Genomic DNA, 13,693 nt, shown 5'->3' on the forward strand with positions numbered 1-13,693 from the left:
TTAAATAATTCCCGGAGCAGAGCGAAGCAGCGTTCATGGCAAAGTTTGTTAACTTTACCATACCTCGTCTCAACTTCCATGACCACAAAATCCATCCTTAACTCCTTGCAAAGCAAGGGAGTTATTTCCGAACAACAGGCCGACACAATCACCGGTTTCGAACACGAAAAAGCCTTTTCAGTTCATTGGGAGCTGCGGTCAATATTGTACCTGGGCATACTGATTTTCAGCTCCGGCGCCGGTATACTGATCTACGAAAACATCGACACGATCGGCCATCAGGCAATCATCGCCGTCATCGCCATAATTACCGCAGGCTGTTTTTACTATACATATAAAAACAGCCTTCCCTATTCACACGAACAAATCCAAAACCCCAACAAGCTCATCGACTACGTGCTTTTGCTAGGCTGTTCGACGTTTCTGGGCCTCGAAGGTTACCTGCAATTCCAATACAATCTTTTCGGCTCCCGGCACGGGCTTGCCGTCATCATTCCGACGATCATTTTCTTCCTTTGCGCCTACCGTTTCGACCACCGTGGGGCATTGTCGATGGCTATTACCGGGCTTGCATCGTGGCTTGGACTTACCATTGCGCCACTTTCGGTGCTATCCGACAATGATTTTTCGGACGGCAAAGTGATCATCCCGGCCATTGCGCTGGGCTGCGTGCTCACCGTTGTGGGATGGATTTCCGAACAGCAGAACATCAAAAAGCATTTTGCATTCACCTACGTGCTCATGGGTGGGAACCTGGCCTGCATTGCGGCGCAGATCGGGCTGTTCAGCGAGCACGCGAAGGTGCTATATTTCATAATCGGCCTCGGGATTTGCACCTTTTTTGTCTATCGCGCGCGTCATGCCCAGTCGTTGCTGTTCCTGCTGATGGGTACGGTTTACGGCTATTCCATTATCACTTATTCCATTTTTACCAGCCTCGGAGCCGATGCGGCCTTCGCTCTTGGAATCTTTTATTTCCTCTTTTCCAGTGTCGGCGTGATTTACTCCCTGCTAAACTTTAAAAAATTCCTTGGGATTAAAACGGAGCTTAAGAAATGAAAAAGGCATACAACGAAACCTGGGTTGAAAACCTGCATTTGCAGCGTCAGGCCGCGGAATGGACAACCAAGCATCTTCTTACCGCCGACCAGGAAGCGCAGGTAAAAGAGCTGTTTCCCGAAAGATTCTATCGCCCGGGCCTATTTGTTAAAATCGGCTTGTTTTGCTTTGCCGTGGTGGCCACTTCGTTCTTTGTGGGCTTCCTGTCCTTATTTGTTTACGACACTGGCTCCGACCTGGGTTTCTCGACATTGAGCCTTATTTGCTGCGCCTGCTTCTTTTTTGTGTTGGAATCCTTAATTAAAACCAAACTCCTATTCCATTCCGGCGTCGACAATGCATTGCTTTATGCCGGTGTAACGGCGGCAATGGTGCCTGTCTTCCTCCTTTTCCAACAAGCGCCATTCTGGGCATATTGCCTTATCGCGCTTGCCATCATCATTCCGGCGACCCTGCGTTACGCCGACTTGCTTGGTCCGATCGTCATTTTCGGACTGATATTCAGCATAATGGCTGATTTGATGATGAAATTTCCACTCGGGAAAGCTCTTTTGCCTTTCGCCGTGATGATTGTATCGGCAGTGATTTATGGGCTGGCAAGAAAAAGCAAAGACATTTATTACCACGAATGCCGTCAGATCTTGGAAGTACTTTCGCTGGTCACCTTCTATCTCGGCGGAAATTACCTGGTAGTAAGGGAATTGAACGCATTGATCAGCGGCCTGAATGTTTCGGTGGCCCCGCAAATCACCTTTGCGCCGCTGTTTTACTTTTTCACATTCGCAATACCACTCTTGTACATTATAATAGGGTTGAAACGGGCTGAGCGCATTCCATTTGTCATCGGTTTGCTGGCCATTGCGTTCTCAGCTTACACTTATGTCAACTATTTCAGCACGTTAAGCGCCTCACAGGAGCTCGTGCTCGCGGGTGTGCTCATGATCGTCGCTTCAATAGCTGTAATCAGATATTTACACGCCCCCAAACACGGAATATCCGATGAGCAAGACCGCAAAAGCAGCCTCGAAAACCTGCAAGCGGTCATTGCGGCGCAGCAACTTGGTGCCACGCCCGTCAGCGGAGGACTTTCCGGTCCGGGGCTCGAATTCGGTGGTGGTACGTTCGGCGGTGGCGGAGCAGGCGAGGCTTATTAATTGAACAAAAATTTGGAACTTGCAGCGGTTACATTGCCGATCACCGAAACTTAACTCATGAAAAAACTGCTTGTTTTAACACTTTTAAACCTCCTTTGTTACCACGCTTTTGCACAATCGGCGAAAACGGCCGCCAAAACATCCGGTAACCCAGTCTTTCCAGGCTGGTATGCCGATCCGGAGGGCATTATTTTTAATAAAACATTCTGGATTTACCCTACATTTTCGGCGCCCTACAACAAGCAGGTGCATATGGATGCATTTTCTTCCAAAGACCTGGTAACCTGGACCAAGCACCCGAACATTCTCGATACCTCGGCTATCAAGTGGGCAAAAAGGGCCATGTGGGCGCCCTCTATCATCGAAAAAGACAAGAAATACTATCTGTTTTTCGGGGCCAACGACATTCAGAATGACAACGAAAAAGGCGGCATCGGAGTAGCTGTGGCCGACCGTCCGGAAGGCCCGTTCAAGGATTACCTGGGCAAGCCTCTGATCGACAAGTTCTATAACGGCGCGCAGCCCATCGATCAGTTCGTTTTCAAAGACAAAGACGGCCAGTATTACCTCTTTTACGGTGGTTGGAAGCATTGCAATGTCGCAAAGCTGAAAACCGATTTTACCGGTTTCATTCCATTTGAAGACGGCAAAATGTTCCGCGAGATCACGCCGGAAAACTATGTGGAAGGCCCATTCATGTTTATCCGCAATGGCAAATACTATTTCATGTGGTCGGAAGGCGGCTGGACAGGCCCCAACTATTCTGTGGCATACGCTGTGGCAGATTCTCCTTTTGGACCGTTTGAGCGCGTAGGCAAAATCCTGCAACAGGACCCGAAGGTAGCAACCGGCGCAGGCCACCACTCGGTGATCCATGTTCCGGGAAAGGACGAATGGTACATTGTTTACCACCGTCGTCCGCTGACCGAAACCGACGGAAACCATCGCGAAACCTGCATAGACATTATGTCTTTCGACGATAAGGGCATGATTAACCCGGTAAAAATCACGCGGGAAGGGGTCAAACCTGTTCGGATCAAATAAATAATTAAACCCTGTGCTAAAAACTCTCCTCCGGGGCTGGTTCTTTAAAAGGCCCGCCACATACTTTCTGTTCTCCTTTATTTTAACGCTCCTATCGGTTACTCGTGGAACCGGGCAGCAGTTCACCCCGGTACTCTTCGGGAAGTTGCCGCAGGATTATCAGCTCTATCCACGCGATGCCAGCGGCCAGGCGCGCGTGCCCATTGCGGGAGTTGTGGATGCGCCCGATTGGAAGTATGTGTCGGTGCTTGTCTCCCGAAACGGCCAGCTCTACCAATACCGGAAGGCAAACGTCCAATACGGGTCGAATTCGAAGGGCGTATTCAGCACGGAGACCACGATCAAAGCCGAACTGGCCAACTATGATTTTAAGGTTTTTCTATGCAATGACCGCGACTCGACGCTGCTCATCACCCGCACCCGGGTGGTCAGCGGCGATGTATACATATTGTCGGGTCAATCCAATGCGACCGGATTCTTCGGCGAGGCTGATACCAGCATGTTTTGCAGAACATTCGGGAAAATAACGGGCAATCTCAACAATGACACTTACAAAGCTGCCGATACACTCTGGGCACTTTCCAACCTGCGCTCCTATGACAATGGCGTGGGAACAATGGGTTTTGAAATCCAGAAGCAGTTGATGGAAAAGTCGGGCATTCCCAACTGCCTTATCAACGCGGGGTACCACTGGTCCTCGGCTTATTCGCATTCACTGCGCACGGAAAACAACCCCACCGATTTCACCACGGGCTACGGCAGAATGCTCTACCGCGCGCAGAAAGCTGGTGTGGCACATGCAGTAAAGGCCTATATTTTCAGACAAGGCGAAAGCGAGGCCTATGGCGAGGGAGGTAATTGGGAAGGGCATTTTGACGTTTTGTATAAAAACCTGAAAACCGATTTTGCCAACCTGCAAAAGTTATATGTATTTCAGATCGATATCATATATTGGCCATCACTCGTTGGTACGCTCATACGCGATTATCAACGGCGCTTGCCCGATATTTACCCTGACATTATCAATATCGCAACCGTGGGCACGAATGGATTCGACGGCTTGCATTATAACCGCGAGGGCAACAAACAAGGTGGCGTCGAGCTTTCACACCTGATGCTCCGCGACTTGTATGCATCCGCAGATACGTTCAATATCGACTCGCCGGGGCTGAAAAAGGCATTTTACAATTCTACCGAGAGGAAAAGTATTACCCTGGTATTCGGTGAAGGCCAGAATTTAAAATATCCCGAGCCCTATCCACACCCCGGCGGGCCGGTTTTGAATTTAAAGGATTTTTTCTACCTCGACCATCAATCAGGCGCGGTAACTGCGGGTAAAGCCGATGGAAACCGCATTATCCTTGACCTGAAGGCCTCGCAGAACGCGACTACGCTCGACTACCTGCCTCCCTACCTGGAAAAAGAGGGTCCCTACTACCCCTTCACCGGGCCTTACCTCACCAACGCGAGGGGCATGCGTGCATTTACCTTCTTTAATGTACCTATTGCTGCCGCGTTGGATGGCACGGTGCTTTCTGCTCAAAGCCGTGAAAACGGGGGCGTTAGGCTTTCCTGGCAGCCGGTTTCAGGCGCAAAGGGATACGTTCTCGAACGCAAATTTGGAGAGAGCGGCAGTTTCATCCCACTCGCAAGGATCGGTGGAAGTGTTGAATGGAATGACCAACCGGGCGAATCCACCCTTCCTATTATTTACAGGTTGGTAGCTGTAAACGATGTTGCCGAATCTGCAACCCCCGCCTACGCAGAGGTTGCACCAACATTGATATTGGGTGCAGAAACAAATCCGGACACAGTATTTGAAATATTTCCAAACCCGGCACTGCGCGGTGAAGAGGTAACCATTAATTTTGCCCAGCCACAGTCAGGTCAGATCAGTCTGGTCGACCTTCGTGGACAGTTTTTACTAAACCGTAAAGTCTCGGGGAGCATCATAAGCGGCTTTACAGCTCCAAAGCTGGTTTCGGGAATGCATTTGATTAGATTTGAATCAAATGGCAGAACCTTCACTAAGAAACTATGGATCAGATAGTTTGAACATATAATACTAAGCGTTGTTACATGCCGGAACTACAGAGTGGGCAACCACCTGCATATCTTGCGGGTCGCGTAATCGGGAATTTCGCGGCTGTTTGATGACTTTATACGATATTGGAATGATTTTTGCTAATCATTAGCAGACCACCGTTGCTCTATCCTGTCCGACATTAGCCCTGAAATGATATGCACATCCACAATTATGAAGAGCAGATAAGACCTGAATTGACCAAATGGCAGCTAAAAATGCAGAAGCGGCCCAATTTTATAGACAGGACTTCCAAGAAATTTCAGGACAAAATCAATAACATCATTCCCGATAAAATTCACTCGATAATCACCGGTACCATCAAACAAATGGTACGCGGCGTGCTTACCGGGGCCGAATACACGACCACCCAGGCTATCCCGGGTGCCTCGCTGGAAGAAATTGAAACGGCTGTCCGCAAAAAAATCGATTTCTACAAAAAGGCCGGCGCAGCCGAAGGCGGTATTACCGGCGCTGGCGGCTTTTGGCTTGCTTTGGCCGAGTTCCCTATCCTGATCGGCATCAAGATCAAGCTTCTTTTTGAGATTGCTGCATTGTATGGCAGGTCGGTCAACGATTACAGGGAACGGCTTTTTATACTTCATATTTTCCAATTGACGTTTTCGAGCCAGAAAGGGCGTCAGGAGGTCTTTACGCGAATGATCCGATGGGACCTACGCAGCAAGGACCTTCCGACAGACATTCACGGATTCGACTGGAAGACCTTCCAGCAGGAATACCGGGACTATATTGACCTTGCAAAAATGGCGCAGCTTATCCCCGGTATCGGCGCGGCTGTGGGCGTCATCGTCAACTACCGGCTGCTGGATCAGCTGGGCAAAAACGCTATGAATGCCTACCGAATGCGGTGGTTCGAAGAGCAGATGTTCGGCGGCACAAAGGAGCTTCTGACCACAACCGCCTGATAAATAAAGTTTAATACAATGTACCGATTGAATGAGCGCTAACAAAAAGCAATTTGTATACGGCAAAAGTCTGGATAATGCCTTACTGGCGGTTTATGATGCGTATATTTTCTTTATCCGTTTTTTCCGCGAGATCTTCCGGGGCCGAATGGAATTTCAGGAGATTGTCAGGCAATGCTATGCGATCGGAAACCGGTCGCTGCTGCTGATCAGTCTTACCGGCTTTATCACCGGAATGGTATTCACCAAACAGTCGCGCCCTTCACTATCCGAATTCGGGGCAACGTCCTGGCTCCCTTCCCTGGTAGCGATCGCGATCGTTCGCGCCCTCGCTCCACTGGTAACGGCCCTGATCAGCGCTGGCAAGATCGGATCCAGCATCGGGGCCGAGCTAGGCTCCATGCGTGTGACCGAACAGATCGATGCGATGGAAGTGTCGGCCGTAAACCCATTTAAATTCCTGGTGGTAACACGCGTGGTGGCCTGTACCATTGCCATTCCTGTGCTGATGTTCTACTGCTCGATGGTAAGTCTGATGGGGGCGTTCCTGAACGTAACCTTGAATGAAGGTACAAGTTTCATAGCGTTTTTCGAGAATGCATTCGAGCAGATCACGTTCCTGGATATCTGGACGTCGGTGGCGAAGGCGGTCGCGTACGGATTCACGATCGGGATGGTAGGCAGTTACCAGGGTTACAATGCCAGCAAAGGCACCGAGGGTGTCGGTAAGGCGGCCAACGCAGCTGTCGTGACCTCCATGTTCCTGATTTTCGTCGAGGAGGTGATCATCGTACAGGTATCCAATTACTTCAGAATTTAATATGGAAGAAGATTTTAAACCCGGAGAGCCGGTTATCGAAGTACGCGACCTGTACAAGTCATTCGGAGATCTGCATGTGCTGCAAGGAGTCGATCTGACTGTGACGAAAGGAGAAAATATGGTCGTACTCGGGCGTTCCGGGACCGGAAAATCGGTGCTGATCAAGATCATGATAGGTTTGCTCAAACAAGACCGTGGCGATTGTTTGGTTTTAGGGAAAGAGGTCTCCAAGCTGGACGGCAACGATCTACGCGATTTGCGATTAAAAATCGGGTTTTCGTTTCAAAACAGTGCTTTGTACGACAGTATGACCGTGCGCGAGAACCTTGAATTTCCACTCGTACGCAATATCAAAGACCTCACCCGCGCTGAAATTAACGAGCAGGTGGAGTCCGTGCTCGACGCCGTAGGCCTGCTCCAAACGATCAACCAGGTTCCAGCTGAGCTTTCTGGCGGCCAGCGCAAGCGGATAGGCATCGCCCGGACACTGATTCTGAAACCGGAAGTGATGCTCTACGACGAACCGACGGCCGGCCTTGACCCGATTACCTGTTTGGAAATCAACGAGCTGATCAACGAGGTTAAGGAAAAATACCAGACAACCTCGATCATCATCACGCACGATCTCACATGTGCACGGGAGACGGGCGACCGCATTGCAATGCTGCTGGATGGCAAGTTTCTGAAAACAGGCACTTTTGAAGAAGTATTTGATACCGACGAAGAGCGGATCAAGAGTTTTTACGATTATAATTTTATTCAGTAATAATGGCAACATCATCCAAACGATCCATAAACGTAGGCCTTTTCGTCGTGATTGGCATCCTGATTTTCGTAGTTGGGATTCTCACCGTCGGCAGTATGAAGAAGGTTTTTTCTTCAACTATCACTGTCAAAGCTATTTTTGACGACGTGAACGGGCTAAAAGTCGGCAACAATATCTGGTACTCGGGAGTTAAAATCGGGACTGTCAAAAGCATCCGTTTCCTGGCCAACTCCAAGGTGGAGGTAATGCTGAACATCGAGGAAAAATCACAGGAATTTGTCCGCAAGAACGCCAAGGCCAAGGTAAGCACCGACGGTCTGATTGGTAACAAGATCATCGTTATCTATGGCGGGACCCAAAAAGTGCCTTCCATTGAAGACGGCGACGAAATCGCGGTCGAAAAAATGGAAAGCACGGAAGAAATGTTGGCTGTACTTTCAGAAAACAACAAGAACCTGCTTGGCATTACCAGCGCGTTCAAGACCATCAGCAAAAATATCCTGGCCGGAAAAGGCACCGTCGGAATGCTGCTCAACGACGAGCGCCTGTATAATGACCTCGACCAGACTTTGGGTGCGATGAAAAAGGCATCTGTCAATGCGCAGGCTCTAACGGCCTCGCTGGCAGGCTACACTTCCAAGTTAAACGAAAAAGGCGGACTGGCCAACGACTTCGCCACAGACACAGTGATCATGAAGGACCTGCGTGGAACCATTGCCAGGCTCAATGAAACCGTCTCCTCCGCCAACGTCATGGTGAATAACCTTAAAACTGCCAGCGCCGATCTTAACTCCAACAAAACCAGCCCACTGGGTGTATTACTGCACGATGAAGCAACAGCGTCAAACTTGAAAGAAACGCTAAAAAATCTCGAAAGTACTACCGAAAAGCTCGATGAAAACATGACGGCGCTTCGCTCCAATTTCCTTTTCCGCAGGTATTTCCGCAAAAAAGCAAAGGAAGAAGCCAAACAGCCCGCCAAAGAAGAAGTTAAAGCGCAGGAGAACCAACAATAATGTGATAGTTTTGCAGAAACCGGTTATATTGTCGAAGTATTTCTTCGAATAATACCTTACCAATCCCACTAATTAAGCTTCTGCAAAACTTTAACACAAACCGATGGCCTTACAACTCAACCCCGCCCTGGACCTTGCGTACATAGACCAGGCCTACGGAGAAGATCCTGTAATCCTGTACATGATTTTTGATGCATTTCTGAGCGACTCTGTCCCGCGCTGGCAAACATTACAAGGCGCATTAGAATCTGGGGACCTCAAAGAATCGGCTAGCATCGTCCACGGGCTGAAACCTTCGTTTACCATGACCGGCCTCACGCAGGTGCGGCCCAAGGTAGAAGTGCTGGAAAAGGCTATTAAGGAAAATGAATCAGGAGAAAAGCTTCTGGACATGTACCAGCGCATTTCAACCGAGATAGAGGACCTGATCCCTATCCTGGAATCGGAATCCGAGCGCTTGAAACAATTGTAAGTGGCTACGTACAGCATTAAAGCGCATGGCCTTCCGGCTATGCGCTTTTTCTTTTGGCCTTCTCCCAGGCAGCGCTCTGCGAGCCCTTGTAATATCTTCCGATACCCGCCAGCACCGCATAGTTCATCATACAGAAATAATAGGGTACAAAGAGTGCCTTCACTTTGATCTTTCGGGTTTCGAGTACCCAACCGGCCAGCGCAAGCCCGTAAAATCCGATTTGCCCAGCCAGAAGAAGCTGGTATATCAAACCGCCTGACTGTATTACGATCAGTATATTGAAGACAAGTGCCAGAATCATCAGAAACGGCGTCACAGTCCATCGCAATACACGATGGCTGATGTACTGAAATGAGAGCAGCGGATCATGAAACGGGTTCATCAATTTCTTTAACCGAAGGATCGATTGAATACCCCCAGCGGCGATTCGTACCTTACGCTTCAACTCCTCTTTAATATTCTCCGAAGAGAGCTCCGAGGCGTAGGCGTCAGGTTCATACACAATCCGGTAACCCTTTTCGGCGATCTGCATTGAAATCATGAAATCGTCCAGGATCGTGTCCGGCTGCACCGGCTGGTACAGCGACCGCCGTACACTGAACAGCTCACCTGCCGCCCCGACGACAGAATACAGCTCAGAGTCCCACTTTTTAAGCACCGACTCGTATTTCCAGTAGAAGCCCTCCCCTGCTGTCGCATCCGAGAGCGCGTCCTGCATTACCCGCTTCTCTCCGGAGACAGCACCCACAGTGGCGTCGGCATAATGCCTTGCAATGAGCAGAAGTGCGTCCTTGTTCAGAAAGGTATTCGCATCGGTGAAAACCACAACTTCGGTATCCACTACATCCATGGCCCGGTGAATGGCCAGGATCTTTCCGCTGCGCACGGGCGTATGCATGAGCTTGATCTGCGGGTAGTTGGCAACCAAATCCGGTGTGCGGTCGGAGGAGCCGTCGGTGACGAACACTAGGTTCAGCTTACCTGCGGGATACGACAGTTGAAGCGTATCCGCGATTTTTTCTTCGATAATGCTCTCTTCATTATAAGCGGCGATCACAAGTGTGAGCGTCGGGAAATCCTGATCGAGCCCAGGGGCAAGCCTTTTTCCCTTGAATGCCCTGCGAATGCGGACCAGCATGTAGAGCAGGATGCCGTAACCGAGGAAAGTGTAGAAAACAATAAACAGACTGAGCCAGAAAAGTATCTCCATAAATCAACGGGTCAATGGGAAGCCTAAATTTTCGCTATCGGGTTTGTTTTTGAAGTGCCAGATGATTGCTTGCCAGAAAACCGCGATAAAATTATATTCCTTGTTTTTGATGTACTGGATCATATTCCGAGGCACCACAGCCAGCATAAAGTAGCAGCAAAAAACGGCGAACCTAAAACCCGGGGCGTTTTTTCTTATGAACAAAATACGGTTGCGGTTCATAAAAAACTCCTTCAAAATTGTGCGCTTGCCGACCGACACCGATTCTTTGTGATAGATTAATGCGCCGAGGTCGACATGTATTTCATACCCTGCCTTTCTGATGCGCTCGCACCAGTCGAGCTCCTCGTAATAAAGGAAATAATTTTCGGCCATCCCTCCCGCTTTCTGCAACGCTTCCCGGCTGATCATCATCGCCGCCCCGTGCGCGTAGCCGGTTACGCCGGTAAGGAAGTCGTATTGCCCTCGATCCTGCTCAAACTGCCCGATACACGCATTGCGGCAAGTATAGTAGTTCATTGGGGTGTAACCCGTGTATTGCAGCATGCCGGGTTGATCGAAATAGTGGATCTTGGGAGAGATCATGCCGATTTTTGGGTTGGCCACCATGGTATCCACGAGCCTGCCGATCAATCCGCCGGTTACTTCGGTGTCATTATTGATCAGGAAAAGGTAGTCGCCGGTTGCGTGCGCAATGCCGATGTTGTTTCCCCCCGCGAAACCAGTATTTAGCTCAGAACGGATAAACGTTACAGCCGGGTATCGCTCCCGCCATTCATGCACGGGGTTTACTTTGCTGCCGTTATCGACGACGATGATTTCCAGATTGGGATAGCTATTGACCTCTGCCAGCGATTTCAACAAGTCTTCGGTAACCTTTGGCTGATTGAAATTCACCGTCACAATGGAAACTTTTTTCATGCGCAAGACTGTGCCACTAGATTGCGGACTACGAAGGAATATTTATATTGATTTGTAGAACTATTTCAAATTTAATAATAAAAACATAGCTTTAACCAAAATCGGGAAATGACCTCCAGTTTTTGTAAAAAACATCCTGAATCGTCCCTGATAGCCTTTTTCGAGAACAAACCGTGCCAAGCGTGAAACTCAAACGTCTGCTCAACGATCACGACTCCGACCAAGCCCCACATGATCCTCAGCGACAGGACATTGTTCGGGTCGAAAAGAAGGTTTCGGAACTAATCGAAGCGATCGAGCAAGCAGACATCGGCGCGCAACATTCGAAACAGTACCAGAAACAGATCGCGGATGCTTTTCAGCGTTCGGCTACCACTCAAAAGAAATTAGCACCATTCAAAGAGCTCGACCAGGAAAATAACCTGTCGCGGGAGGAGCTTCTGGAAGGCCTGGAAAAGTTGCTGGCTGAAAACCAGTTCGACAGCCGGATCAATACACCCAGGCGTGGCAGGTTGGTCCAGAAAGGCGTCATGTTTATTCTCTCAATTTTGCTCATCATAGTCGGCTTCGCGATGATTATTATGCCCGCGCCGCCCAGTTTCGAGCTTTTCACAGTATATCATTTCAATATCAACGACGGGGTCACGATTATGGACCTGGTGTCGCTGCTGATTATCTTCGGTGGAGTACTTTTGTTTGTAATAAACTTCAACAAGAAATGATCAGCTTTCCCGATGCGCCGACCACCGTTAAGAAAATCCTGCTCGTAGAGGACAACCTGCTGTTCCGTACTGTAATTGAACATGCGCTCTTGAAAGCAGGGTACAACTGCGTGTTGTGCGAATCGGCGACGGAAGCTTTGGAAATGTTGCTGGTAGAAACGCCCGATCTGATTCTGTCCGACTACGATATGCCCGAAATGAACGGTTTCGATTTCCGGCAGGCAGTGCTTCTGAATCCCAATATCCGAGACATCCCGTTCGTTTTTCTGACCTCTTTCACCGACAACAAACTGGTGCTGGAAGGACTGAATATGTCGGCGCTGGACTTCATCAATAAAGAAACGCCGATCCCGGTGATCATCACCAAGCTAAACAATATCATTAAAACCCTTGAAAACGAACACCTGAGGTCGGTAAGAGAATTGAAGGTTGCTGCCGAAGCGCTGAATGTAAAATCGATCCCCTCGCATGCGCCGACCGTAAGCGGCTACCGGATCCACTATTGGCATAAGGGCTACCGCGGTTATCCAGGGGGTGATTTTATCGATTTTGTGCAGGTCGACAGCCGTTTTTGTTTCGCCTTCCTGGGCGATATTATGGGTAAAAAATGGAAAGCCTGGTTCTTCACCTTCGGTTTTCTGAGCTATATCCGCGCCGCGATCCGCTTCTGCGTGCTCGACCATGATTTTGACCTGGCTACAATCGTGCAAAAGATCAACAAGCTGATTTACCTCGATGAGAGTCTGCAAAACATTCTTTCGAGCCTGTCGCTGCTGCTGCTCGATACCTGCACCGGCGAAGTGCATTACACTGGCGCTGGCGATCTGCCGCTGATTAGTCACTCCCCCGAGACGGGCAGAACGGCGACGGTACAATCCACCGGGCTGCTGCTCGGACTACTCGAAGACGGCATGTACGACAACCGCGTCGTTCGGATGAAGGCCGGTGACCAGCTGGCAATCTTCACCGATGGCATGATAGATATTCCATCCAACGGATCAAAGAAAAGTGATTACCCATTTTTTGTGGAAAAAATAACCCCATATCTGGGCAAACCCGATAGTTTCGGCTTGATCAGGACGCATGTACTTGAACTAATCGACGACACCAACCAGATGGACGATGCAAGCATCATTTTTATAGAAAAACAATGACCCTGATATGATACTGAAAGTTGAAGAAAAGAACCGGGTGGTACAGGCCACTATTTTACCAGATGAGGCGAGTCTTTCGAATGCGGATGCATTCAAGGAAGAAATGATCACGATCATCGGCAAGGGAATCCGTCTGGTGATCGTCAGTTTTGAGAATGTGAATTACATCGATAGCTCTTTCCTGGGCAGTCTGGTAGTGGCATTGAAATACGCCATGCCACGCAATGCCGATATTTGCCTGGTTTCCCTAAAACCGGATGTTAAAAACCTGCTTACGCTCATCAGGATGGACAAGGTGTTCAGGATATTCGATGATTTTGAGGAGGCGATGGGTACACTAAACTAG

14 protein-coding genes are annotated in these 13,693 nt (G+C 49.3%); 12 read left to right on the plus strand and 2 right to left on the minus strand.

Features of this window, described 5'->3' with window-relative positions; genetic code table 11:
• Window positions 1–78: 78 nt before the first annotated feature.
• The 9 genes from ACTJJJ_RS09515 (at window position 79) to ACTJJJ_RS09555 (ending at window position 9,340) form a co-directional block, all read left to right on the plus strand.
• Window positions 79–1,059, plus strand: a complete 981-nt coding sequence (locus ACTJJJ_RS09515; protein ID WP_440701705.1) for a DUF2157 domain-containing protein — start codon at window positions 79–81, stop codon at window positions 1,057–1,059.
• A complete protein-coding gene (locus ACTJJJ_RS09520; protein WP_188928244.1) occupies window positions 1,056–2,213 on the plus strand; it encodes a hypothetical protein in 1,158 nt (385 codons plus the stop codon). Before ACTJJJ_RS09515 ends, ACTJJJ_RS09520 begins: the two co-directional genes overlap by 4 nt.
• Before the next feature lie 57 nt (window positions 2,214–2,270).
• On the plus strand, window positions 2,271–3,257 hold the full coding sequence (locus tag ACTJJJ_RS09525; RefSeq protein WP_426293979.1) for a glycoside hydrolase family 43 protein: 987 nt from the start codon (window positions 2,271–2,273) through the stop codon (window positions 3,255–3,257).
• A 13-nt stretch (window positions 3,258–3,270) separates the two neighbouring features.
• Window positions 3,271–5,307, plus strand: a complete 2,037-nt coding sequence (locus ACTJJJ_RS09530) for a sialate O-acetylesterase (RefSeq protein WP_188928240.1) — start codon at window positions 3,271–3,273, stop codon at window positions 5,305–5,307.
• Window positions 5,308–5,498: 191 nt separating this feature from the next.
• The gene (locus ACTJJJ_RS09535; RefSeq protein ID WP_426293978.1) at window positions 5,499–6,266 is read left to right on the plus strand and encodes an EcsC family protein; all 768 of its coding nucleotides are present in this window, start codon (window positions 5,499–5,501) and stop codon (window positions 6,264–6,266) included.
• 31 nt (window positions 6,267–6,297) lie between these two features.
• Window positions 6,298–7,086 carry an MlaE family ABC transporter permease gene (locus ACTJJJ_RS09540; RefSeq protein WP_188928238.1) on the plus strand — a complete coding sequence of 263 codons (789 nt, stop codon included), beginning with the start codon at window positions 6,298–6,300 and terminating at the stop codon, window positions 7,084–7,086.
• 1 nt (window position 7,087) lies between these two features.
• Complete coding sequence (locus tag ACTJJJ_RS09545; protein WP_188928237.1) at window positions 7,088–7,852, plus strand: ABC transporter ATP-binding protein; 765 nt, start codon at window positions 7,088–7,090, stop codon at window positions 7,850–7,852.
• 2 nt (window positions 7,853–7,854) lie between these two features.
• On the plus strand, window positions 7,855–8,868 hold the full coding sequence (locus tag ACTJJJ_RS09550) for an MlaD family protein (RefSeq protein WP_188928236.1): 1,014 nt from the start codon (window positions 7,855–7,857) through the stop codon (window positions 8,866–8,868).
• Between the two features lie 103 nt (window positions 8,869–8,971).
• Entirely contained in the window at window positions 8,972–9,340 is a 369-nt protein-coding gene (locus tag ACTJJJ_RS09555) for an Hpt domain-containing protein (RefSeq protein WP_188928235.1), read from the plus strand.
• 37 nt (window positions 9,341–9,377) lie between these two features.
• Here ACTJJJ_RS09555 and ACTJJJ_RS09560 read toward each other — a convergent pair whose 3' ends face one another.
• Together ACTJJJ_RS09560 and ACTJJJ_RS09565 are read right to left on the minus strand one after the other, a co-directional pair.
• Complete coding sequence (locus ACTJJJ_RS09560; protein WP_188928233.1) at window positions 9,378–10,550, minus strand: glycosyltransferase family 2 protein; 1,173 nt, start codon at window positions 10,548–10,550, stop codon at window positions 9,378–9,380.
• Window positions 10,551–10,553: 3 nt separating this feature from the next.
• The gene (locus tag ACTJJJ_RS09565; protein ID WP_188928231.1) at window positions 10,554–11,471 is read right to left on the minus strand and encodes a glycosyltransferase family 2 protein; all 918 of its coding nucleotides are present in this window, start codon (window positions 11,469–11,471) and stop codon (window positions 10,554–10,556) included.
• A gap of 182 nt (window positions 11,472–11,653) precedes the next feature.
• Here ACTJJJ_RS09565 and ACTJJJ_RS09570 point away from each other — a divergent pair, with 182 nt between their 5' ends.
• From ACTJJJ_RS09570 to ACTJJJ_RS09580, 3 genes are read left to right on the plus strand one after another with little or no spacing between them, the layout of a single operon-like run.
• Window positions 11,654–12,193, plus strand: a complete 540-nt coding sequence (locus ACTJJJ_RS09570; RefSeq protein WP_426293977.1) for a hypothetical protein — start codon at window positions 11,654–11,656, stop codon at window positions 12,191–12,193.
• A complete protein-coding gene (locus tag ACTJJJ_RS09575) occupies window positions 12,190–13,347 on the plus strand; it encodes a response regulator (RefSeq protein ID WP_188928227.1) in 1,158 nt (385 codons plus the stop codon). Before ACTJJJ_RS09570 ends, ACTJJJ_RS09575 begins: the two co-directional genes overlap by 4 nt.
• 7 nt (window positions 13,348–13,354) lie before the next feature.
• Window positions 13,355–13,693, plus strand: coding sequence for an STAS domain-containing protein (locus tag ACTJJJ_RS09580; RefSeq protein ID WP_426293976.1), 339 nt, complete (start codon window positions 13,355–13,357; stop codon window positions 13,691–13,693).

Origin of the sequence: Dyadobacter sp. 22481 (genome assembly GCF_052044875.1) — a bacterium.
Taxonomy (GTDB): Bacteria; Bacteroidota; Bacteroidia; order Cytophagales; family Spirosomataceae; genus Dyadobacter; species Dyadobacter endophyticus.